Annotated in this window: 19 protein-coding genes; 15 read left to right on the forward strand and 4 right to left on the reverse strand. The window is 68.5% G+C overall.

Going from position 1 to position 22,082, the window contains the following annotated elements; translation table 11 throughout:
* From QE363_RS15675 to QE363_RS15695, 5 genes are all read left to right on the forward strand, one after another.
* Positions 1–1,107 (forward strand): DUF3089 domain-containing protein, encoded by a 1,107-nt coding sequence (locus QE363_RS15675; protein WP_309696738.1) that lies wholly within the window; start codon positions 1–3, stop codon positions 1,105–1,107.
* Positions 1,104–1,568 carry a Holliday junction resolvase RuvX gene (gene ruvX, locus QE363_RS15680; RefSeq protein ID WP_167345377.1) on the forward strand — a complete coding sequence of 155 codons (465 nt, stop codon included), beginning with the start codon at positions 1,104–1,106 and terminating at the stop codon, positions 1,566–1,568. The genes QE363_RS15675 and ruvX overlap by 4 nt, the downstream gene beginning before the upstream one ends.
* Before the next feature lie 137 nt (positions 1,569–1,705).
* Positions 1,706–4,075 (forward strand): TonB-dependent receptor plug domain-containing protein, encoded by a 2,370-nt coding sequence (locus QE363_RS15685; protein ID WP_309696740.1) that lies wholly within the window; start codon positions 1,706–1,708, stop codon positions 4,073–4,075.
* 92 nt (positions 4,076–4,167) lie between these two features.
* Positions 4,168–5,151, forward strand: coding sequence for an aspartate carbamoyltransferase catalytic subunit (locus QE363_RS15690; RefSeq protein ID WP_261270972.1), 984 nt, complete (start codon positions 4,168–4,170; stop codon positions 5,149–5,151).
* Entirely contained in the window at positions 5,148–6,365 is a 1,218-nt protein-coding gene (locus QE363_RS15695; protein ID WP_309696743.1) for an amidohydrolase family protein, read from the forward strand. The genes QE363_RS15690 and QE363_RS15695 overlap by 4 nt, the downstream gene beginning before the upstream one ends.
* A gap of 155 nt (positions 6,366–6,520) precedes the next feature.
* Here the strand turns inward: QE363_RS15695 and QE363_RS15700 are convergent, their stop codons facing one another.
* Positions 6,521–8,260, reverse strand: a complete 1,740-nt coding sequence (locus QE363_RS15700) for a DEAD/DEAH box helicase (RefSeq protein ID WP_307100146.1) — start codon at positions 8,258–8,260, stop codon at positions 6,521–6,523.
* A 208-nt stretch (positions 8,261–8,468) separates the two neighbouring features.
* Between QE363_RS15700 and QE363_RS15705 the strand changes: the two genes are divergently transcribed.
* The 3 genes from QE363_RS15705 (at position 8,469) to QE363_RS15715 (ending at position 10,616) form a co-directional block, all read left to right on the forward strand.
* Complete coding sequence (locus tag QE363_RS15705; protein WP_309696746.1) at positions 8,469–8,924, forward strand: GreA/GreB family elongation factor; 456 nt, start codon at positions 8,469–8,471, stop codon at positions 8,922–8,924.
* A 139-nt stretch (positions 8,925–9,063) separates the two neighbouring features.
* On the forward strand, positions 9,064–10,251 hold the full coding sequence (locus QE363_RS15710; RefSeq protein WP_309696748.1) for an NAD(P)/FAD-dependent oxidoreductase: 1,188 nt from the start codon (positions 9,064–9,066) through the stop codon (positions 10,249–10,251).
* Between the two features lie 68 nt (positions 10,252–10,319).
* Positions 10,320–10,616: a hypothetical protein gene (locus QE363_RS15715; protein ID WP_309696750.1), complete on the forward strand. Its 297-nt coding sequence runs from the start codon at positions 10,320–10,322 to the stop codon at positions 10,614–10,616.
* A 39-nt stretch (positions 10,617–10,655) separates the two neighbouring features.
* On the opposite strand, the gene QE363_RS15720 is transcribed toward QE363_RS15715, so the two are convergent.
* A complete protein-coding gene (locus tag QE363_RS15720; protein WP_309698224.1) occupies positions 10,656–11,957 on the reverse strand; it encodes a tetratricopeptide repeat protein in 1,302 nt (433 codons plus the stop codon).
* A 188-nt stretch (positions 11,958–12,145) separates the two neighbouring features.
* Between QE363_RS15720 and QE363_RS15725 the strand changes: the two genes are divergently transcribed.
* Entirely contained in the window at positions 12,146–13,255 is a 1,110-nt protein-coding gene (locus QE363_RS15725; RefSeq protein WP_309696752.1) for an SPOR domain-containing protein, read from the forward strand.
* 48 nt (positions 13,256–13,303) lie between these two features.
* Here QE363_RS15725 and serB read toward each other — a convergent pair whose 3' ends face one another.
* Positions 13,304–14,182: a phosphoserine phosphatase SerB gene (serB, locus tag QE363_RS15730; protein ID WP_309696754.1), complete on the reverse strand. Its 879-nt coding sequence runs from the start codon at positions 14,180–14,182 to the stop codon at positions 13,304–13,306.
* Here serB and miaA point away from each other — a divergent pair.
* The 5 genes from miaA (at position 14,181) to QE363_RS15755 (ending at position 19,663) form a co-directional block, all read left to right on the forward strand.
* Positions 14,181–15,113: a tRNA (adenosine(37)-N6)-dimethylallyltransferase MiaA gene (miaA, locus tag QE363_RS15735; RefSeq protein WP_309696756.1), complete on the forward strand. Its 933-nt coding sequence runs from the start codon at positions 14,181–14,183 to the stop codon at positions 15,111–15,113. The genes serB and miaA overlap by 2 nt on opposite strands.
* An 85-nt stretch (positions 15,114–15,198) precedes the next feature.
* A complete protein-coding gene (locus tag QE363_RS15740) occupies positions 15,199–16,944 on the forward strand; it encodes an acetolactate synthase 3 large subunit (protein ID WP_307100160.1) in 1,746 nt (581 codons plus the stop codon).
* Positions 16,945–17,092: 148 nt separating this feature from the next.
* The gene (ilvN, locus tag QE363_RS15745) at positions 17,093–17,608 is read left to right on the forward strand and encodes an acetolactate synthase small subunit (RefSeq protein WP_309696759.1); all 516 of its coding nucleotides are present in this window, start codon (positions 17,093–17,095) and stop codon (positions 17,606–17,608) included.
* Between the two features lie 126 nt (positions 17,609–17,734).
* Positions 17,735–18,754 carry a ketol-acid reductoisomerase gene (ilvC, locus tag QE363_RS15750; protein ID WP_309696761.1) on the forward strand — a complete coding sequence of 340 codons (1,020 nt, stop codon included), beginning with the start codon at positions 17,735–17,737 and terminating at the stop codon, positions 18,752–18,754.
* A 294-nt stretch (positions 18,755–19,048) separates the two neighbouring features.
* Positions 19,049–19,663 carry a YceI family protein gene (locus QE363_RS15755; protein ID WP_309696763.1) on the forward strand — a complete coding sequence of 205 codons (615 nt, stop codon included), beginning with the start codon at positions 19,049–19,051 and terminating at the stop codon, positions 19,661–19,663.
* A 50-nt stretch (positions 19,664–19,713) separates the two neighbouring features.
* On the opposite strand, the gene QE363_RS15760 is transcribed toward QE363_RS15755, so the two are convergent.
* On the reverse strand, positions 19,714–20,115 hold the full coding sequence (locus QE363_RS15760; RefSeq protein ID WP_307100169.1) for a BLUF domain-containing protein: 402 nt from the start codon (positions 20,113–20,115) through the stop codon (positions 19,714–19,716).
* A 303-nt stretch (positions 20,116–20,418) separates the two neighbouring features.
* Here QE363_RS15760 and leuA point away from each other — a divergent pair, with 303 nt between their 5' ends.
* Complete coding sequence (gene leuA / locus QE363_RS15765) at positions 20,419–22,077, forward strand: 2-isopropylmalate synthase (protein ID WP_309696765.1); 1,659 nt, start codon at positions 20,419–20,421, stop codon at positions 22,075–22,077.
* The last annotated feature ends 5 nt before the right edge of the window (positions 22,078–22,082 follow it).

The following is a 22,082-nucleotide window of genomic DNA, read 5'->3' on the forward strand; positions in this document are numbered from 1 at the left end:
TTGGCGCGCAAATTCCTGTATGTGGTGGCGGCACTCATCATGCTGACGATCGCCGCCGCCTTTGCCTATCGCCTGTTCGGCAACCAGCTGCTCCGCTGGTCGACGGTGCCGTCCGAGTCGTTCCGGGCCCAGGCGGCGCCCCCGGCCGACCTGTACGAGCGCAAGGTCCTGTGGCTGGCGCGGCCCGACATCCCCGGCAATCCCGCCCTGTGGGTTCCGGCGGGCTACACGCCCGGCAAGCCCGGCACCGGGGCCGCCATCTTCTTCATCCACCCCACCTCGTACATCAACAAGTCGCACTGGAATGCGCCGATCGACGATGCGGACACGAATGCGCGCGCCGAACTGTTCCTGCGCGGACAGGCCAGCGCGTTCAATGCGGCGGGCGACATCTGGGCGCCCCGCTATCGACAGGCGACCTTCGGAGCGTTCCTGACCAGCGTCCAGGATGCCGAACGCGCGCTCGACCTGGCGTACCGGGACGTGGATGCCGCCTTCACCGCCTTTCTGGAACAGGTCGACCCCAACCGTCCGCTGATCCTGGCGGGGCATAGCCAGGGCGCGCTGCACCTGTCGCGCCTGCTGACCGACCGGGTGGCGAAAAACCCCGCGCTCAAGCGGCGGATCGTCGCGGCCTATGTCGTGGGCTGGCCGATCTCGATGACCGCCGACCTGCCCGCCATGGGGCTGCCCGCCTGCGAGCGGGCCGACCAGACCGGCTGCATCCTGAGCTGGCAGAGCTTTGGCGAGCCCGCCGATCCGTCACTGATCCTCGACGTCTTCGACAAGACCAATGGCTATACCGGGGCAGCGCGCAAGGACACGGCGATGCTGTGCACCAACCCGCTGACCGGCACGCCGGACGTCGCGGCGCCCGCGACCGCCAATCTGGGCACGCTCTATCCGTCCGCCGACCTGAAGACGGCCGCGATCGCGGCGGGCAAGGTTCCCGCCAAGTGCGAGGGGCGCGGCATCCTGACCATTGGCGAGGGGCCGAATGTCGGCCCCTATGTGCTGCCGGGCAACAATTACCATGTCTATGACTATAGCCTGTTCTGGGCGAATGTCCGCGCCGATGCGGAGCGCCGTTTGAAAGCCTTTCGATGAGCCTGATCACCACCGACCGCACCGAATTCCGCAACGCCCTCCCCTCGGGCGGGCGGCTGATCGGGCTGGATGTCGGCACCAAGACCGTCGGCACCGCGCTGTGCGACGCCGGATGGAGCTTCGCCAGCCCCGCCACCCTCATCCGCCGGACCAAGTTCACCAAGGACAAGGAACAGCTGATCGCGATGATCGCGCAACAAGGTGTGCAGGGGCTGGTCATCGGCCTGCCGCTCAATCTCGACGGCAGCGAGAGCCCGCGCTCGCAATCGACCCGTGCCTTTGCCCGCAACTGCGCCGATCTGGGCCCCATATTGCTGTGGGACGAACGCTGGTCGACGGTGGCGGTCGAGCGGACGATGATCGAGCAGGATATGAGCCGTGCCAAGCGGGCGGAGCGGATCGACAATCTCGCCGCCGCGCACATCCTTCAGGCGGCGATCGACGCGCTGGTGATGGCCTGACCGCAATCCCCATCGACTGACCGCAAAACGATCATTTACCGGCCAAATGTCACATATCGGTCTCCCACCAGTCGCCGACCCGTCACTCAAGCCCCCTAGCTGCGCCGCTTCCTACGAAGCCTTTGGGGGGCCCAGCCGTGCAGCGTTTTTCCACTCTGTCCCGTTCGATGCTGATGATCGGCGCCGCCGTCATCGCCATGCCCGCCTGGGCGCAGCAGCAGGCCGACACGGCGTCGCCCGAGGCCGCGACCAATGGCGACCAGATCGTCGTGACCGCGACCCGCACCACCCGCTCCTCGGTCGAGCTGGGCGCGGCGGAGATCCAGAAGGTGCTGCCCGGCGCGAACCCGGTCAAGGCGATCCAGACGCTGCCCGGCGTGCAGTTCGAGACGGCCGACCCCTGGGGCAATAACGAACAGAACATCTCGCTGTTCGTCCACGGCTTCAACCAGAACCAGCTGGGCTTCACCATGGACGGCGTGCCGCTGGGCGACCAGTCCTATGGCAATTACAACGGCCTGACGCCGCAGCGCGCGGTCATCAGCGAGAATGTCGCGCGCGTCCGCCTGACCGCCGGCGCCGCCGACCTGGGCACCGCCTCGGCCAGCAATCTGGGCGGCGGGATCGAGACCTATTCGAGCGACCCGACCGCGACGATGGGCGTCCGCTTCGCGCAGACGCTGGGCAGCTATGACGCCAGCCGGACCTTCCTGCGCATCGACAGCGGCGAGGTCGAGGGGCTGGGCGGCACCAATAGCGGATACCTCTCGGTCGTCCGGCAAAAGGCCCGCGCCTGGGAATTCAACGCGCGCCAGGGCGGGTGGCAGGGCAATGCCAAGTTCGTCCACAAGGGCGAGAACGGCACGCTGACCGGCTATTTCGACATTTCGGACAAGGCCGAGCCCAATCAGGATTCAGTCGCGCACAATGCGGGCGGGATCGAGCCCTATTACCGCTCGCTGCTCTATCCGAACTGGCAGGCCGCGCTCGCCTATGTCGACGCCAATGGCGCGCCGCCGTCGAACAACCCCAATAATTACATGAACTATTTCGGCGATGCGCAGCGCACCGACTATCTGGGCTATATCAAATATGAGCGCCGCTTCGGCGATGCGGTGACATGGACCAACCAGGTCTATTACCATCATGACGAAGGCCAGGGGCAGATCACCGGCCCGATCGCGGCGGCGGGCCTGCCGGGCCTGTTTCGCATCTACTATCCGGGGCAGGATCTGAAGCAGGTCTTCGGCGGATCGGGCTATGCGCTGCGCACCACCGAATATGGCATCGACCGCAAGGGCGGCATCTCGACGCTGGCCATCCATGCGGGCGATCACGAGATCGAGCTGGGCGGCTGGTATGAGCATAACCGCAACACCATCTTCCGCCGCTGGTATGCGGCCCCCATCGACAACCCGCCCTCGCCCTATGAATGGGCCGACCCCGCCAAGCGCCGCCTGACCCAATATGCCGCGATCACGAAGTACGACCTGATCCAGACGCATGTGCAGGATCGCTGGCACGTCACCCCGACGGTGACGGTCGAGGCGGGCTTCAAGTCCAGCCTGCAGTTCGCCGACGGCCGCGTGCCGACCCAGCCGCTGCCGGGCGCGCTGCCCGGCACGTCGACCGGCTATCCCGAGGGGCGGCTGAACACGAAGAAGTGGTTCCTGCCCGCGATCGGCGCGATCTGGGACGTCTCGGCCAACGACCAGCTGTTCGGCCATATCCAGAAGAATGTCCGCCAGTTCCAGGCCTCGGTCGCGGCGGGCCTGTCGCCCTTCGCGGTCGGCAGCCAGCAGGCGTTCGAGCAGATCAAGGCGAACACCTCGCCCGAGACCTCCTGGACCTATGAGGCGGGCCTGCGCTCGCGCCACGCGCTCGACCTCGGCCCGCTGACCGCGATCGAGGGACAGGTCAGCGCCTATCATGTCGATTTCGACAATCGCCTGCTCCAGATCAGCGCGACGCCGGTCATCGCCTCGGTCATCGGCGGCGTGTCGATCCTGCAGAATGTCGGCCGGGTTCAGACCAATGGCGTGGATGCGGCGGCGACCTTGCGCTTCGGCCCGCATCTGTCGATCTACAACGCGCTGTCCTATAACAGCTCGAAATATCGCGACAATTATGTCAGCGGCACCAGCACCGTGCTGACCGCGGGCAAATATGTCCCCAACACCGCCAAGTGGCTGAACAAGACGGTGGTGTCGATCAATGACGGCCCGTTCGAGATTCAGGCGATCGGCGACTATGTCGGCCCGCGCTTCGCCACCTACACCAACGACCAGGGGATCGGCGGACGCTATCTGGTCAACCTCCAGGCGAGCTACAGCCTGCCGCAGATCGACGGGTTCGGCGTCAAGGACCTGAAGCTGTCGGTCAACGTCACCAATGTGACCAACCGCAAGGGCATCTACGAACTGGTCGTGGGTGCCGCGTCCAGGACCTGGAACAGCTATGCCCAGCCGCCGCGCATGGGCTTCATCACCCTGTCGGGCGCGTTCTGACGCCGATGGTCCCGTCCCGGCCCCGGATTATCGGGGTCGGGACCAACTGCCCGCTTGCCCATCGCGCCGCCGCTCGCTACCCGGCGGCTTTAATGCAGACCTCGGATCATCGCCCCGGCACGCTCATTCAGGGTGGCGCCGTTTTCCCGCACCGGCATCTGACCGGAATCGACGGCCTTCAACCGCATGAGATCATGTTCCTGCTCGACGAGGCGGAACATTGGCTCGATCGCGGCGCGACCGATACGCCCGACACTAGGCTGGCGGGCCTCACCCAGATCAACGCCTTTTTCGAGAACTCGACCCGGACCCTACTGTCCTTCGAGATCGCGGGGAAGCGCCTGGGCGCGGACGTGGTCAACATGCACGCCGCGCAGTCGAGCGTGAAGAAGGGCGAGACGCTGATCGACACGGCGATGACGCTGAACGCGATGCGCGCCGACGTCATCGTCATCCGCCACATGGCGAGCGGAGCCGTCCGCCTGATCGCCGACAAGGTCGACTGCCCGGTGCTGAACGCGGGCGACGGGCGGCACGAGCATCCGACGCAAGCGCTGCTCGACATGCTGACCATCCGTCGCCGTCGCGGCGGCGTCGCGGGGCAGAAGGTCGTGATCTGCGGCGACATATTGCACAGCCGGGTCGCGCGCTCGGACATCCTCGCCCTGACCGCACTGGCGGCCGAGGTGCGGGTCTGCGCGCCCTCCACGCTGATGCCCAAGGGGATCGAACGCATGTTCGTCACCCCCTTCACCGATTTCGACGAAGCCATCGAGGATGCGGACGTGGTCATGATGCTGCGCGTCCAGAACGAGCGGATGGCGGGCGGCTATATCCCCTCCACCCGCGAATATCGCCTGCGCTACGGCCTTACGCCTGAACGCCTCAAGCGCGCCAAGCCCGGTGCGCTGGTCATGCACCCCGGCCCGATGAACCGGGGGGTGGAGATCGACTCGGAGGTTGCGGATGGCCCGCAATCGGCGATCACCGAGCAGGTGGCGATGGGCGTTGCGGTCCGCATGGCGTGCCTGGACGTGCTGACCCGCCGAGCCCGCAAGCTGGAGGGCTGGGCATGAGCGTCACCGCCTTCACCAACGCCGTGCTGGTCTGCCCGGTCGGTGGCGAAACCAAGGGCCAGGCTTTGCTGGTCGAGGACGGCGTCATCACCGGCACCGGAAACGTGCCCGAGGGCGCGACCGTCATCGACTGCGGCGGCAAGATGCTCGCCCCCGGCATCGTCGATCTGGGCGTGTTCAAGGTCGACAATGCCGCCTTCCGCGCGGGCGGGATCGTGCGCATCGGCCTGATGCCCGACCAGTCGCCGGTGCTCGACGATCCGGGCGTGGTGCAACGCGCGGCGCTGATCGGGCGGCCCGACCTGTGGATCCACCCCATCGCGGCGGCGACCCGTTCGCTGGCGGGCACCGATCTGGCGGAGATGGCGGTGTGCGTCTCGGCGGGCGCGAAGGCGGTCGGCACCGGGCGCGGCTGGATCGCCGATTCGGGCGTGATGCACCGGGTGCTCGCCTATGCGGGCGATCTGGGCCTGACCGTCATCGCCCATGCCGAGGATGGTGGCCTGACCGCCGACGCGGTCGCGACCGAGGGCGAGACGGCGAGCCGCCTGGGCCTGCCCTCCGCCCCCGCCATCGCCGAGTCGCTCGCCATCGCGCGCGACTTGATGCTTGCGGAGGAAACCGGGGCCAAGCTGCATATCCGGCAGGTGACGACGGCGGCGGGCTTCGACCTGATCCGCGCGGCCAAGCGGCGGGGCGTGAAGGTGACGTGCGGGATCACGCCTGCGCATCTCCACCTGTCGGACATCGCGATCACCGATTTCCGCACCTTCGCCCGCCTGTCGCCCCCCTTGCGCGACGAGAGCGACCGGCAGGCGGCGCTGGCAGCGGTCGCGGACGGGACGGTCGATGTGATCGGATCGGGCCACGACCCGCATGGCCCGGAGGCGAAGCGCCTGCCCTTCGTCGATGCCGAAGCGGGCATGGCGGGGGCGGAGACGCTGTTGCCGCTGGCGCTGATGCTGGTGCGCGACGAGCGGATCACCCTGCCCCGGCTGTTCGCGCTGCTCGCCGCCAATCCGGCCAGGGTGCTGGGCCTCGACACCGGCACGCTGGAGCCGGGCAAGCCCGCCGACCTGATGCTGTTCGATGCCGAAACGCCGTGGATGGTGTCGGGCGACGCCTTCGCCTCGGCGGGCAATACGCCGTTCGATGGCTTCCCCGTCCAGGGCCGCGCGCAGCGGCTGTGGAAGGCGGGACGGGAAATCTTCTAAACTTCGCGAGGCCCGTCGCCCCAGCACAGGCTGGGGCCTCTGGCGAATCTTTTCCGAAAGCCGAGAAAGGCCCCAGCCTGCGCTGGGGCGACGTTGAACAAAAAAGCCCTCCCCGAGACGTCTCGGGGAGGGCTTTTTGCTGAACCGTGCCTGGCTTAGCCGCGACGGGGACCGCGCGGGCCGCCCTGGGTGGGGCGCGGCGAGTAGCGGCGCGGGCCGCCGGGGCCGCCAGCGGGACGGCCGCCCATCGGACGGTTGCCGCCCGGACCGCGACGCGGACCGCCATGACCCGAACCGCCGGCGGGCGGGCCGTCGGCCTGCTCGATCGCGATATCGTCCTCGGCATGATCCGCCTCGGTCCGCTTCAGCGCGGCGACGAAGCGCGACGCCAGCGCGGCCGGAATCTCGAACAGCGTCTCGCTGGGCTGGATGCGGATCGCGCCGATCTCGTTGCGGGTGATGTGGCCACGACGGCAGATCAGCGGGAGGAGCCAGCGCGGATCGGCATTCTGGCTGCGCCCGACGCTCATCCGAAACCAGACGGTGTCGTCAAAGCCTTCGCGACGCTCGCGCGGGGCGGGCGCATCGCCCTCGATCAGTTCCTCGGCCTGGGGCAGCGCGGCGCGGTGCGCGCGGACCAGCGCGGCGGCGATGTCCTCGGCCGACTTCTCGGCGAGCAGGCGGGTCGCCAGCTCGCGATCGGACTCGTCCACCTCGACCGGCGCGAGCAGCGCGGTCAGCAGGCGCTCGCGGTCCTGCGCCCGGATTTCCTCCAGCGTCGGCGCACGCCGCCACTGGGCGTCGATCCGCGCGCCGCGCAGCATGCCCTCGACCCGGCGGCGACGCGGATAGGGGACGATCAGGATCGCGGTGCCCTTGCGGCCCGCGCGGCCGGTGCGGCCCGAACGATGCTGAAGCGCCTCGGCATCGCGGGGGATCTCGACATGGATCACCAGCGTCAGGCCGGGAAGGTCGATGCCGCGCGCGGCGACGTCGGTCGCCACGCAGACACGCGCGCGACCGTCGCGCAGCGCCTGGAGCGCATGGTTGCGCTCGTTCTGCGAATGCTCGCCCGACAGCGCGACCGCGGAGAAGCCGCGCTCGACCAGGCTGGAATGCAGGTGGCGGACATTGTCGCGCGTGGCGCAGAACAGGATCGCGACCTCGGCCTCGTGCAGGCGCAGCAGGTTGACCACCGCCGCCTCGATATCGGCGGGCGCGACCGTCACCGCCTGATATTCGATGTCGCTATGGCCCTTTTCCTCGCTGATCGTCTCGATCCGCTTGGCGTTGTTCTGATAGCGCTTGGCGAGCTGGACGATCGGGCGCGGCATGGTGGCCGAGAACAGCAGCGTGCGACGCTCGGACGGCGTGCCGTCGAGGATCTGCTCCAGATCCTCGCGGAAGCCCATGTCGAGCATCTCGTCCGCCTCGTCGAGCACCACCGCCTTGAGCGAGGACAGGTCGAGCGCCCCGCGCTCCAGATGGTCGCGCAGACGGCCGGGCGTGCCGACGACGATATGCGCGCCGTGGTTCAGCGCCCGCCGCTCGCGCGAGGCGTCCATGCCGCCGACGCAGGTGGCGATGCGTGCGCGGGCACCGGCATAGAGCCATTCCAGCTCGCGGCTGACCTGCAGCGCCAGTTCGCGGGTCGGCGCGATGACCAGCGCCATCGGCGCACCGGCATGGGGCAGGTTCTCGCCATCGACCAGCAGGTCGTTCGCCATGGCCAGGCCGAAGGCGACGGTCTTGCCCGACCCGGTCTGGGCGGAGACGATCAGGTCGCGACCGGCGGCGTCCGCCTCGATGACGGCGGCCTGGACGGGCGTGGGCGCGGCATAACCACGCGCGGAAAGAGCGGTCGAAAGGACCGTGGGCAGGGCAGAGAAAGGCATGGGGACTCCAACGAAAAAGGAGCGCGTACCGCCGAACCAAGGGACCCATCCCTCTCGGTTGGCGGATACACCCATGCGGCACGGGTGAATGTTTGCGTTCCGTGAAAGCGAGGCCCTATACACGCATTGCCGGAAAACTCAACCGGGCTTGCGGCGAACCGATCGCCCCGCCATGGAGCCGCGCCATGACCCGATGCGTTGATCCCCGATGAGTGTCGCCTTTCGCCGCGAATCCGATGAGGAGCATCTCGAACCCAAGTTCGAGCTGCCGATCCCGCCCGGCCCCAATCTGGTCACGCCGCGCGGGGCCGAACTGACCCGTGCCAAGGTGACCGAGGTCGAGGCCGCGCTCGCCGCCGCATCGGAAGAGGACGAGCGGACCCGGCTCCAGCGTGAGCTGCGCTACTGGAACACCCGCGCCGCGACCCTGGAACTGGCCCCCGCCCCGGCGGAGGACGAGATCGGGATCGGCAGCGTGGTGACGATCCGCCTCAACGGACAGAAAAAGACGCTGACCATCGTCGGCCATGACGAAGCCGACCCCGCCCATGACCGCATCGCCTATGCCGCGCCGCTGGCCCGCGCGCTGATGGGCGCGATGGAAGGGGAAACCGTCGCGTTCGGAGGCAAGGCGGATGCGGTGGAGGTGGTGGAGGTAAGCTGAACGCTCCTCTCCCCTCCCGCAGGCGGGAGGGGCCGGGGGAGGGCCTGGAGTCTCACAGAGACCATCGCCTGCGGGAGAGGAACGCCAAGAGGAGGCCCTGCCCCTATCCCGCCCCGCCAAATCCCCCTAAAGCTCCGCCATGCAACATCATGACGTGATCATCCTGGGCGCGGGCGCGGCGGGCCTGATGGCGGCGGCGACCGCCGGGCAGCGGGGGCGGCGGGTGCTGGTCCTCGACCATGCCGACGCGCCGGGCAAGAAGATCCTGATCTCCGGCGGCGGGCGGTGCAACTTCACCAATATCGGCACCGTGCCCGACCGTTTCCTGTCGGCGAACCCGCATTTCGCCAAATCGGCGCTCGGCCGCTACACCCCGGTCGATTTCCTGGAACTGGTCGAGGCGCATGGCATCGCCTGGCATGAAAAGACGCTGGGCCAGCTCTTCTGCGACGGGTCGGCGCGACAGATCGTCGCGATGCTGCTCGACGAGTGCGACAAGGCCGGGCGGTCGGGCGGCATGGTCGACATCGCTTTGGGCCAGCCGCTCGAGGCGGTCGCGCATGACGGCACGCAATTCCGGGTGACGCGGGGCGGCCGGGTCTATACCGCCCCCCGCCTGATCGTGGCGACCGGCGGGCCCAGCATCCCCAAGATGGGTGCGACCGGCTATGCCTATGATCTGGCGCGCGAGTTCGGGCTGAAGGTGGTCGAACCGCGCCCCGCGCTCGTGCCGTTGACGCTGGGCGGCGACGAGACGCTGTTCCGCTCGCTCTCGGGCGTCGCGGCGGAGGTCGTCGCACGGTCGGGCAAGACCCGGTTCCGCGAGGCCGCGCTGTTCACCCATCGCGGGCTGTCGGGTCCGGCGATTCTGCAAATCTCCTCCTATTGGCGGCATGGCGAGGCGATCGGGATCGACTTCCTGCCCGACTGCGCGGCCGACTGGCTGCTCGCCGCCAAGCGCGCCGTCCCGCGCACCTCGCCCCGCCGCCTGTTGGGCCAGCACCTGCCCGACCGGCTGGCCGAGACGCTGGCCGAGCGCCTCGCGCTGCCGGGCGAGCTGGGCGCGGCGACCGACAAGGCGCTGTCCGCCGCCGCCGCCCGGCTGGCCGACTGGCCGTTCCACCCCAATGGCAGCGAGGGCTATGCCAAGGCCGAGGTGACGGTGGGCGGCGTGTCGACCGCCGGGCTGTCCTCGCGCACCATGGAGGCGAAGGCGGTGCCGGGGCTGTATTTCGTCGGCGAGGCGGTGGACGTCACCGGCTGGCTGGGCGGCTACAACTTCCAATGGGCCTGGGCGAGCGGGCGCGCCGCCGGCGAGGCCGTCTGATCCGCGTCCGGTCCGCCGACTGGCGCGTCGCGCGCGGGCGGTCTATCCTGCCGGGCGAAAGGATCCTTATGCCGCTGCTTGATCTGTCCCGCGCGCGCCCTATCCGCCACTGGCGGGTCCCGCTCTGGTCGATGCTGGCCCTTATCGTCCTCGCCCCCGCCGTCGCGATGCGCTTCACCGGCGAGGTGAAATGGGACGCGGCCGACTTCGTGATGGCGGCGGTCCTGATGGGGACGATCGGCATCGCGTGCGAATTGGCGGCCCGCCTGCCCGCGCAGGCCCCGATCCGCGCCTTGATCGTCCTGGGCTCGACCCTGTTGGTCCTCACGATATGGGCGGATGCCGCCGTCGGCCTGTTGGACTAAACCCTGTCGGGCACCGCCCGCCCGGAGGGTCGATCGGCCTTATAGCGAGGCCAGGCTGATCCCCGGCCGGGCCCAATGCGCCATCCGGTCGTCGGACTGGCGGCGCACGAAGCAGGCGCCCCCGGTCCGGCGATAGCGCCCGCACAGCGCATCCGCCTGATCTCGGCTGAGCCCCCCGACCGACAGGCGGTGCAGCTCGCCCCCCTGATGCCGGATCGTGCCGCTCTGCGGCGCATAATCGGAAAGCCCCGCAAATTGCCGGGTCAGCAGACCCCAGGCACGCTGTGCCCCATCCTCGCGGCCGAAGGCGCCGATCTGGACGTTCCACTCGCCCTTGGGGGCGGCGACGCGGCGTTCCTCGGCCCGGCGGAGCAGCGCGGGCGTGGTGACGAGCGCCGCCGCCATGCGGGTCGCGCGCTTGTACGGCGTCGGCTCCGCATCGATGATGGCGGCCTGTTCGACCAGCGGGCCGGGCGGCGGCGGGAGGTCCTCTCCCCTGGCGGCCATCGCGACCGGCGCGTCGGTGTCGGCCGGGCGGGGCAGCGCCTGCACCATGTCCTGCACCACCGCCGCCGAGGGTGCGGCGTTGAGCGCCAGCGCCAGCGGCTGGCCGCTATCCACCGCCGGGCGGATGCCGAGCAGCGCGGACACCTGATCCGCCGGACTGGTCGTGGCGACGAAATCGGCCCATTCGCGCATCCGTGCCTCGACATCGGCGGGCGCCATGTCGGCCGAGGCGGCCATGCGCGCCATGTCCCATTGCCCCGCCAAGGCCAGCGCCAGCGCCAGATTCTGCCGGGTCTTGACCGACGCACCGGGTTCGCGCGCGGCGGCGGTCAGGATGCGTATGCCGTCGCCGGGCGATCCGGCCAGCGCCACGGCCAGCCCCAGATCGGTGGCGGGGATCATCGCCGCATGGCGCTCCAGCATGGCGCGCGCGCCCGCGCCATTGCCCCCGGCAATCATCGCCAGCGACAGGTTCAGCGCGGCGCGCCCGTCCTTCGGGTCCAGTTGCAATGCGTCGGTAAAGGCCTGTCGCGCCGAGGCGAAGCGCCCCGCCTGGAGATAGCTCTGCCCCAGCAGCGCGCGATAGCCCGCCTGATGCGGGTCGGCGGCGACCAGCCGTTCGGCCAGCGCCACCGCCCCCTCGCCGTCCCGCTGCGCCAGCACACGGCGCGTCCGGTCGGCAAGCGCGGCGGTCGCCTGCGCCTCGCCGCCATGCCCTGCCCCGTCGGCCAGCCGCGCCGTACGGCGATCCGCCGATGTGCAACCGGTCAGGACGCCACCGATCATCAGCGCGCCGATGCTGCAGGCCATGAGAGTGCGGATCGTGGTCATCATCGTCACCAGCCAAAAGCCATGGGGTCGCGGGCGCCGGGCACGCCGCCGCGCCCATGGCGTTATCCGTTTCCCCGATCGGGGCCGACGCTATCCGGCGACGCGCTAAGGAACGGTTAAGCCTTGAGGAACGCTTTACCCGCGCCCCGCCTCGGGGCATGACGGACGCGACAGCTATTGGGGGAAGAAGGATGATGCGCAGGTTCCCGGTCGTCGGCGCGGCGCTGGCCACGCTTGCCACCTGCCTCCTCGCCGCGCCTGCGCTGGCCGATGTGAAGGCGGGCGTCGATGCCTGGGCGCAGGGCGATTATCGCAAGGCGGTGGAGGAATGGCGCGGCCCCGCCATCGCGGGCGACGCCGATGCGCAGTTCAACCTGGCCCAGGCCTATAAGCTGGGGCGCGGCGTACCGCTGGACCCCGCGCTGGCCGAAAGCTGGTTCCGCAAGGCCGCCGCGCAGGGGCATGCCCAGGCCGCCGACAATTATGGCCTGGCGCTGTTCCAGTCGGGCAAGAAGGCCGAGGCGCTGCCCTGGCTCGAAAAGTCGGTCGCGCGGGGCGAGCCGCGCGCGCAGCTGGTGCTCGGCACGATGCTGTTCAACGGCGACGGGGTGACGCGTGACTATCCGCGCGCCTATGCGCTGATGACGCTGGCGTCGCAGGCGGGGCTGCAAGCCGCTTCGCAGACGCTGGCACAGATGGACCAGTATATCACCCCGCCCGACCGCCAGCGCGGCGTCGAGCTGGCCCAGCAATATAGCGCCCGGCTGGCGGCCCTGCCCGCCCCCGAAACCACCGGGCCGAAGCGGGTGACGGTGGGAAGCGAAGCCACGCCGGGCAAGGCCGCCGACGGCCCGGTCCGCACCGCCGCACAACCGCGCCCGGCGGTGCAGCCGGTGCCGGTCCCCCCCGCGCGATCCGCAGCCTCCGGTTACGGGGCCAGCTATCCGGCACCCGGCACCTCTCCGAGCCAGACCCCACCGGTCCGCAAAGCGGCCGCCGCCCCGGCCGAACGGCCCAAGCCCATGGCGTCGACGCGCACCGCCGCGCCGCATGCCGCCAAGCCGACGCCTCCCCGCGCGGCCGGGGGCGGCGCGTGGCGTATCCAGCTGGGCGCATTCCGCGACCGGGGCAATGCCGAGGGGCTATGGCAGCGGGTGCGCGGGCGACTGGCGGGCGCACAGCCGCATTATGTCAGCGCGGGCGGAGTCATCCGCTTGCAGGCGGGCGGCTATGCCGATCGCAATGCAGCCCAGGCCGCCTGTAACCGCTCGGGCCAGCCCTGCGTGGTGGTGGTCCCGTAAACGACGCCCCTTCCTCCCCTTCGCAGGGAAGGAAGGGCATCATGGTCCTTAACCGACCACCCATTCCGAACGCGGAATGCCCTGCGCATAGAGAAGCGCGGTCAGGTCGTTATGATCGACCCGCGCCGCCGCCGCGCCCGCGACGATCGGCTTGGCGCGATAGGCGACGCCCAGCCCGGCGCGACGGATCATCGCCAGGTCGTTCGCCCCGTCGCCCACCGCCATGCTCTCCGCCGCACCGATGCCCAGTTCGTCGAGCGCGGCGAGCAGCGTCTTCTCCTTGGTGTCCGAACCGACGATCGGCTTGCGCACCGTGCCGGTCAGCTTGCCGTTCGCAATCTCGAGGTAATTGGCGATGGCGCGGTCGAAACCGATCTCGGCCGCGACCGGCTCGGCGAAGCGGGTGAAGCCGCCCGATACCAGGATCGCATGGCCGCCCCGCGCCTTCATCGTGCGGACCAGTGCCCGGGCACCGGCCATCAGCGTGACCCGCTCGGCCAGGCATTGTTCGATGACCCGCTCGTCCAGCCCTTCGAGCAGCGCGACCCGTGCGTCCAGCGCGGCGGCGAAGTCGAGTTCGCCGCGCATGGCGCGCTCGGTCACTTCGGCGACCTGCTCCTTGATCCCGGCATAATCGGCCAGTTCGTCGATGCACTCGACGGTGATCATGGTGGAGTCCATGTCGGCGACCAGCAGCCGCTTCTCGCGATGCGCGGCGGGCTGGATGATGACATCGGTCCGGTCAAAACGGCCATGCAGCACGCCCGCCGCAAAGTCGGGGTCCTCGGCGAAGCAAATATCCGCCGCGCGGCCTTCGTCGATCCAGTTCCAGTCGGCGACCGCGCATCGCGGCGTCATCTGCGCCACCGCCTCCGAAATATCGCGCTCGGCGATCGATTCGGCTGCTATCAGCGTGGCGATGAACATGGCGAACTCCTCTGACCGTCCAAAGGTCGCGCTCATCGCAGGGCCGACCGCGAGCGGCAAGTCCGCATTGGCGCTCGATCTGGCCAAGGCGACCGGCGGCACCATCATCAATGCCGATTCGGCGCAGGTGTACCGCGACCTCTCCATCCTGACCGCCCGCCCCGCCCCCGAAGAGGTGGCGCAGGCCCCGCACCGGCTGTTCGGCCATGTCGACGGCGCGGACACCGGCTATTCGGCGGCGCGCTGGGCGGCGGAGGCGCGCGCGGCGATCGCGGACAGCGTGGCGGCGGGGTCGCTGCCGATCCTGGTCGGCGGCACCGGCCTTTATATGCGAACCCTGCTCGACGGCATCGCGCCGGTGCCCGAGATCGACCCCGCCATTCGCGCCGAGGTTCGCGCGCTGCCCGTCGCCGACGCCCATGCCGCCTTGTCTCGCGAGGACCCGACCGCCGCCGCCCGGCTCAATGCGGCAGACACCACCCGCGTCGCCCGCGCGCTGGAGGTGGTGCGCTCGACGGGGCGTCCGCTGCACGCCTGGCAGGCGCATAAGGAAGGCGGGATCGGCGATCGCATCGCGCTGTCCGCCGTCATCCTGCTGCCCGACCGCGACTGGCTGAACGCCCGCATCGACCGACGCTTCGGGGAAATGCTGGACGAGGGGCTGGACGAGGCCGCCGCGCTTCTCGCCCGCCCGGACCTGCCCGCCGACGCCCCGATCCGGCGCGCGATCGGCGTGCCGGAGGTCGCCGCGCTCCTCGAAGGCCGCATGACCCGCGCCGAGGCGGAGGTGGCCGGGGCGATGGCGACAAGGCGTTATGCCAAAAGGCAATTTACCTGGTTCCGCCACCAGCCGGGGCCCGACTGGACCGTGATTCCGGACCCTGACGCCGATGTGCGTCGCAACATAATAGAAACTTTATTGCGCCGTTGACGGTTGACGCGCACTTTTTAAACTTGTAGCCGCGCCTTTCCCGACAAGCCCCGTCAGTGGGCACGGACGCAGAAGGACGAAGACGATGACCGAGAAAAGCGGAGCCGATATCCTGGTCGAGGCGCTGTGCGATCTCGGCGTGGAGGTCGTCTTCGGCTATCCGGGTGGTGCGGTGCTGCCGATCTATGACGCCATGTTCCGATCGAAGCGCATCCGCCACATTCTGGTCCGCCACGAACAGGCGGCGACGCACGCGGCGGAGGGCTATGCCCGTTCGACCGGCAAGCCCGGCGTGGTGCTCGTCACCTCCGGCCCCGGTGCGACCAATGCGGTCACCGGCATCACCGACGCGCTGCTCGATTCGATCCCGATGGTGGTCATCACCGGACAGGTGCCGACCGCGCTGATCGGCACCGATGCGTTCCAGGAAGCCGACACGGTCGGCATCACGCGCCACTGCTCCAAGCACAATTATCTAGTGAAGGACCCCGCGCGTCTGGGCGAGGTGGTGCACGAGGCGTTCCACATCGCGACCTCGGGCCGCCCCGGCCCGGTCGTGATCGACATCCCCAAGGACGTGCAGGTCGCCACTGCCCGCTATCAGAAGCCGGGTCCGATCCGTCACAAGACCTATCGCCCGCAGGTGAAGGCCGACCAAGCCCAGGTCGAGCAGCTGGTCGACATGCTGGCCGCGGCCGAGCGTCCGATCCTCTATACCGGCGGCGGCATCATCAATTCGGGTCCGGCCGCGTCGCAGCTGCTGCGCGAACTGGCCCGCATCACCGGCGCGCCCGTCACCTCGACCCTGATGGGTCTGGGCGCCTTCCCGGCGAGCGACCCGCAATGGCTGGGCATGCTGGGCATGCACGGCACTTACGAAGCCAATATGGCGATGAACCAGGCCGATCTGGTGGTCGCGCTGGGCAGCCGGTTTGACGACCGCGTCACCGGCCGTCTCGACGCGTTCAGCCCGAACAGCCGCAAGGTCCATGTCGATATCGACCGGTCGAGCGTGAACAAGAATGTCCGCGTCGACCTGGCCATCATCGCCGATGTCGGCCATGCGCTGGAGGATGCGGTGCGCATCTGGAAGTCGCGCCAGCATCCCAAGCCCGACACCACCGAGTGGCAACGCCGCATCGCTGGGTGGCGTGCGGTCGGCTGTCTCTCCTTCCCGGAGAATGGCGACGCGATCATGCCGCAGCGCGCGATCCGCGCGCTGTACGAAGCGACTCAGGCCCGCCAGCCGATCATCACCACCGAGGTCGGCCAGCACCAGATGTGGGCCGCGCAGCATTTCGGCTTCGAAAAGCCCAATAAGTGGCTGACCTCGGGTGGTCTGGGCACCATGGGTTACGGCCTGCCCGCCGCGATCGGGGCGCAGCTCGGCAATCCGGGTGCGCTCGTCATCGACATCGCCGGTGAAGCCTCGATCCAGATGAACATCCAGGAACTGGCGACGGCGACGCAATATCGCCTGCCGGTCAAGATCTTCATCCTGAACAACGAATATATGGGCATGGTCCGCCAGTGGCAGGAACTGACCTATGAGAGCCGCTATGCCGAAAGCTATTCGGACTCGCTGCCCGACTTCGTGAAGCTGGGTGAGGCCTATGGCTGGAAGGGCATCCTCATCGAGCATCGCGACCAGCTGGAGGACGGCATCGCCGCGATGCTGGACCATGACGGGCCGGTGATCGTCGACTGCCGCGTCGCCAAGCTCGCCAATTGCTTCCCGATGATCCCGAGCGGCGCGGCCCATACCGACATGATCCTGCAGGCCAATGAGGTATCGGGCACCATGGACGACGAGGCCAAGGCGCTGGTCTGACCTTAAAGCTCCTCCCCGACACGGGGAGGGGGACCGTGACGCGAAGCGGCACGGTGGAGGGGGATCGCCGCGCAGGACAGCATGAGTGGAGAGCCCCCTCCACCATGCTCCGCATGGTCCCCCTCCCCGTTCCGGGGAGGAATTGAATATGCACATCAAGACCGAACAGGTGGAACGCCACACGCTGGCGGTGATCGTCGACAACGAACCGGGCATCCTGGCGCGGATCGCCGGGCTGTTCACCGCGCGCGGCTATAACATCGAAAGCCTGACCGTGTCGGAGATCACCGCCGACAAGGCCGTCAGCCGCATCACCATCGTCACCAGCGCCTCGCCGTCGGTGATGGAGCAGATCATCGCCCAGCTCGACCGGCTGGTCCCGGTCCACAAGGTCACCGACCTGTCGGTGCTGGGCGACCATGTCGAGCGCGAACTGGCGCTGGTGAAGGTGGCGGGCACCGGCGAACGCCGGATCGAGGCGCTGCGCCTGGCCGAAGTCTATCGCGCCCGCGTGGTCGATGCCACGATCGGCAGCTTCGTGTTCGAGGTGACCGGCACCATCGCCAAGATCGACAAGTTCGTCGAGCTGATGGGCGAAGTCGGCCTGGTCGAGGTCGCCCGCACCGGCATCGCCGCCATTTCGCGGGGCAAGGACGCGGCCTAAAATATCATCACAACCACTATCGTCACCCCAGCGAAGGCTGGGGTCTCCTGGCCGGGCACTGGCCCTGACCGCAAGAGATGCCAGCCTGCGCTGGCATGACGGACCTCATCGAAAGGGAAGAAACCAATGCGTGTGTATTATGATCGCGACGCCGATCTGAATCTGATCTCCGAAAAGAACATCGCCATTCTGGGCTACGGCTCGCAGGGCCATGCCCATGCGCAGAACCTGCGCGATTCGGGCGTCAAGAATGTCGCGATCGCGCTGCGCCCCGGTTCGGCCTCGGCCGCCAAGGCGGAAGCGGCGGGCTTCAAGGTCCTGTCGAACCAGGAAGCGGCCGGCTGGGCCGACATCCTGATGATCCTGGCCCCCGACGAGCATCAGGCCGCGATCTATGACGCCGACATCAAGGGCAAGATGAAGCCCGGCGCTGCGCTCGCCTTCGCGCACGGCCTGAACGTGCATTTCGGCCTGATCGAGCCGCCCGCGGACATCGACGTCATCATGATCGCGCCCAAGGGCCCCGGCCACACCGTGCGCAGCGAATATGTGCGCGGCGGCGGCGTGCCCTGCCTGATCGCGATCCATCAGGACGCCAGCGGCAACGCGCATGACGTGGCGCTCGCTTACGCCTCGGGCGTCGGCGGCGGTCGCTCGGGCATCATCGAGACCAACTTCCGCGAAGAGTGCGAGACCGACCTGTTCGGCGAGCAGGCCGTGCTGTGCGGCGGCGCGACCGCGCTGGTCCAGGCGGGCTTCGAGACGCTGGTCGAGGCGGGCTACGCCCCCGAAATGGCCTATTTCGAGTGCCTGCACGAGCTGAAGCTGATCGTCGACCTGATGTATGAGGGCGGCATCGCCAACATGCGCTACTCGATCTCGAACACCGCCGAATATGGCGACATCAAGACCGGCCCGCGCATCATCACCGAAGAGACGAAGAAGGAAATGAAGCGCGTCCTGGCCGACATCCAGTCGGGCCGCTTCGTGAAGGACTTCGTGCTCGACAACCGCGCTGGCCAGCCCGAACTGAAGGCCAGCCGCATCGCCGCCAAGCGCCACCAGATCGAACAGGTCGGCAGCGAACTGCGCGCGATGATGCCGTGGATCGGCGCGAACAAGCTGGTGGACAAGGCGAAGAACTGATTTTTTTGCCGGGGGGTGGGCTCGGTGAGACACCTTTGCCCTCCCCCATCCCCTCCCGTTTGCGGGAGGGGTGCGCCAAGCGGAAGCCGCAAGCGCTTCGGCTAGCCCGCAGTTTGCGACAAAAGCAAAACGACTGCCCCAAGCCTCTCCCCTCCCGCACGCGGGAGGGGATGGGGGAGGGAAAGGGGCCTCGCAGAGACCCACCCCCGGAAACGCATCGTTGCGACCTTGGCCTTTGACGTGCGTTAACCGCACGGCCCACAAAGGCCGCCGTTCAACAGGGAGTACCCACCCATGCGTTTCGTCCTTCCCGCCGCCATGGCGCTCGTCCTCGCCGCCCCGGCCATCGCCCAGACCGCTCCGGCGGGCACGCCCGGCGCGCCGGTCGCCTCGCGCGTCGTCGCGGGCACCTATGCCGTCGACCCCGCGCATACCCAGGTCACCTGGTCGCTCAACCATATGGGCTTCTCGATGCTCGAGGGGCAGTTCGGCGCGTCCGAAGGCACGCTGACCCTCGACCCGGCCCGCCCGCAGGCCGCCAAGGTCGACGTGACCTTCAAGATCGACAATCTGTCGGTCACCGCCGCCCCCTTCGCCAATCACCTGAAGTCGAAGGACTTCTTCGACGCCGCCACCTATCCGACCGCGCGCTTCGTCTCGACGGGCGTGAAGGTCATGGGCACCAAGGCGGTCATCACCGGCAACCTGACCATCAAGGACCAGACCAAGCCGGTCACGCTGAACGCGACCTTCTTCGGTGCGGGCACCAATCCGATGTCCAAGAAGCTGAACATCGGCTTCCGCGCGACCGCCAAGATCAAGCGTTCGGACTTCGGCGTCGGCGCCTATGTGCCGGTCGTGGGTGACGATGTGGACCTGGTGATCAACGCGGCCTTCACCGCGCAATAAGCCATTGCCGTCCGGCCCCGCCTGCCCAAGACCGGGCGGTCGGGGCCGGATCAGAACAGACGCTTCAACCCCGCAAAGCTCTCGAACGTGGCCCGGATCTCGGGCGACGCCGTCGCCGCCATGCCGGCGATGCGGGCGACCAGCCTGGCCTTGTCCTCGCCCTTGGTCGCATAGCCCATCGCCCAGTCGCCAAATTCGCGGGCGTCCACCGTCCGGTCGGACAGGATCACCAGAGCATGGTGACGCGAATCCGCCGCGATGTGGCGATAGACCCGCTCCACCGCCGCCGCCTCGCCCTCCAGCGCCTGGAGGAAACGCCGACCGTCATAATAGAGCAGCCCCGTCACCCCCGCCCGCGCATTGTTGCGGCGCGACGCCTGCAGGATCGCCTCGGGATCGATCGCCGCCGCCGGGCCCTTCACGCTGCTGATATAGACGAGCTGGCGCAACATCGCGGTCCCCCCTCTTTCCGGCCCCCTCTTCCCGGCGGCGCCGGTATTCCGGCCGTCGATGCCGCGCCCGGCTTTAACAAAGCGTTCACGCGGTGCGGCGGGATATGGACAAGCCCGCCGCGACGCGGCATGAACCGCTTCATCATGATCGCCGTGCTGCCGCTTCGTTCGCTTCGACTTATCCGCCCTTAGGGGAGGATCGGCGTGGCCATGCGCGACTTCCCTAAGGGCTGAATGAACCGATAAGCCTGTCCCCGCCGTGCCTCTGGCCAGACGCGGCCGAGAATGCTGGAAGACCCGATCATGTTGCGCGACCCTTCGACCAAATACCGCCCCTTCCCCGCAATCGCCCTGCCCGACCGGCAATGGCCGAACCGCACCATCACGCGCGCGCCGCGCTGGCTGTCAACCGATCTGCGCGACGGCAATCAGGCGCTGATCGACCCGATGGACGCCGAGAAGAAGACGCGGATGTTCGACCTGCTGGTCAAGGTCGGGCTGAAGGAGATCGAGGTCGGCTTCCCCAGCGCGGGCGCGACCGAGTTCGACTTCATCTCAGGCCTGATCAAGAATGATCGCATCCCCGACGACGTGACGATCCAGGTGCTGACCCAGTCGCGCCGCGACCTGATCGAGCGCAGCTTCGAGAGCCTGGAGGGCGCGCGCACCGCGATCGTCCACCTTTACAACGCGGTCAGCCCGGCCTGGCGCAAGATCGTCTTCGGCATGACCCGCGACGAGGTGCGCCAGATCGCGGTCGAGGGCGCCAAGATCCTGCGCGACGAGGCGGCCAAGCGCCCGAACACCGACTGGTTCTTCGAATACAGCCCCGAAACCTTCTCGACCGCCGAGCTGGATTTCTCGGTCGAGGTCTGCGCCGCCGTCATGGACGTGCTGAAGCCGACGCCCGACCATCCGCTGATCCTGAACCTGCCCGCCACGGTCGAATGCGCGACGCCCAATGTCTATGCCGACCAGATCGAATGGTTCGGGCGCAACATCCCCAACCGCGATTCGGTGGTTATCTCGCTCCACACGCATAACGATCGCGGCACCGGCGTCGCGGCCGCCGAGCTGGGCGTGATGGCGGGGGCCGACCGGGTCGAGGGCTGCCTGCTGGGCAATGGCGAGCGGACCGGCAATTGCGACCTCGTGACCGTGGCGCTCAATATGTACACCCAGGGGGTCGATCCGGGGCTGAACCTGTCGGACATCGACGAGGTGGTGAACACGGTGCAATATTGCACCAACCTGCCCGTCCATCCGCGCACCCCCTATGCGGGCGACCTGGTCTTCACCGCCTTTTCGGGCAGCCATCAGGACGCGATCAAGAAGGGCTTTTCCGCGCAGGCCGCGCGCAATGACGATCTGTGGGAGGTCCCGTACCTCCCCATCGACCCCGCCGATCTGGGCCGCTCTTACGAAGCGGTCATCCGCGTCAATTCGCAATCGGGCAAGGGCGGCGTGGCCTGGGTGATCGAGCAGGACAAGGGGCTGAAGCTGCCCAAGCGGCTCCAGGCGGATTTCAGCCGCCATGTCCAGGCGATGGCCGATGCGACCAGCCGCGAACTCAACGCCGCCGACATCTGGGGCGGGTTCGAGGCGACCTATCTGCCGCGCGGCGACGACCGCTTCGTCCTGCGCGACTATGAAGAAAGCGGCTCGGCCGGGCAGCGTATCTTCGTCGGTCGCGTCCAGGTGGACGGCGAGGAGAAGTCGATCTCGGGGCGCGGCAACGGCCTGATCTCCAGCGTGATCGCGGCGCTGGCCGACACCACCGGCCCCGCGCTGGAGGTGGTCGACTATAATGAGCATGCGATCGGCCACGGCGCCGATGCGCAGGCCGCCGCCTATGTCGAGGCGCGGACCGCCGATGGCCGGACCGTGTTCGGCGTCGGGCTGGACACCGACATCGCCACCGCCAGCGTCCGCGCGGTGCTGTCCGCCGCCAACCGGGCCTGACGCCC

It is taken from the genome of Sphingomonas sp. SORGH_AS_0870 (assembly GCF_031453175.1).
Taxonomy (GTDB): domain Bacteria; phylum Pseudomonadota; class Alphaproteobacteria; order Sphingomonadales; family Sphingomonadaceae; genus Sphingomonas.

Bases quoted from the DNA above. Each gene is read 5' to 3' on its own strand.
- ruvX (WP_167345377.1), top strand. From the start codon at position 1,104: ATGAGCCTGATCACCACCGACCGCACCGAATTCCGCAACGCCCTCCCC.
- QE363_RS15690 (WP_261270972.1), top strand. From the start codon at position 4,168: ATGCAGACCTCGGATCATCGCCCCGGCACGCTCATTCAGGGTGGCGCC.
- QE363_RS15695 (WP_309696743.1), top strand. From the start codon at position 5,148: ATGAGCGTCACCGCCTTCACCAACGCCGTGCTGGTCTGCCCGGTCGGT.
- QE363_RS15700 (WP_307100146.1), bottom strand. From the start codon at position 8,260: ATGCCTTTCTCTGCCCTGCCCACGGTCCTTTCGACCGCTCTTTCCGCG.
- QE363_RS15705 (WP_309696746.1), top strand. From the start codon at position 8,469: ATGAGTGTCGCCTTTCGCCGCGAATCCGATGAGGAGCATCTCGAACCC.
- QE363_RS15710 (WP_309696748.1), top strand. From the start codon at position 9,064: ATGCAACATCATGACGTGATCATCCTGGGCGCGGGCGCGGCGGGCCTG.
- QE363_RS15715 (WP_309696750.1), top strand. From the start codon at position 10,320: ATGCCGCTGCTTGATCTGTCCCGCGCGCGCCCTATCCGCCACTGGCGG.
- QE363_RS15720 (WP_309698224.1), bottom strand. From the start codon at position 11,957: ATGATGACCACGATCCGCACTCTCATGGCCTGCAGCATCGGCGCGCTG.
- QE363_RS15725 (WP_309696752.1), top strand. From the start codon at position 12,146: ATGATGCGCAGGTTCCCGGTCGTCGGCGCGGCGCTGGCCACGCTTGCC.
- miaA (WP_309696756.1), top strand. From the start codon at position 14,181: ATGGCGAACTCCTCTGACCGTCCAAAGGTCGCGCTCATCGCAGGGCCG.
- serB (WP_309696754.1), bottom strand. From the start codon at position 14,182: ATGTTCATCGCCACGCTGATAGCAGCCGAATCGATCGCCGAGCGCGAT.
- QE363_RS15740 (WP_307100160.1), top strand. From the start codon at position 15,199: ATGACCGAGAAAAGCGGAGCCGATATCCTGGTCGAGGCGCTGTGCGAT.
- ilvN (WP_309696759.1), top strand. From the start codon at position 17,093: ATGCACATCAAGACCGAACAGGTGGAACGCCACACGCTGGCGGTGATC.
- ilvC (WP_309696761.1), top strand. From the start codon at position 17,735: ATGCGTGTGTATTATGATCGCGACGCCGATCTGAATCTGATCTCCGAA.
- QE363_RS15755 (WP_309696763.1), top strand. From the start codon at position 19,049: ATGCGTTTCGTCCTTCCCGCCGCCATGGCGCTCGTCCTCGCCGCCCCG.
- QE363_RS15760 (WP_307100169.1), bottom strand. From the start codon at position 20,115: ATGTTGCGCCAGCTCGTCTATATCAGCAGCGTGAAGGGCCCGGCGGCG.
- leuA (WP_309696765.1), top strand. From the start codon at position 20,419: ATGTTGCGCGACCCTTCGACCAAATACCGCCCCTTCCCCGCAATCGCC.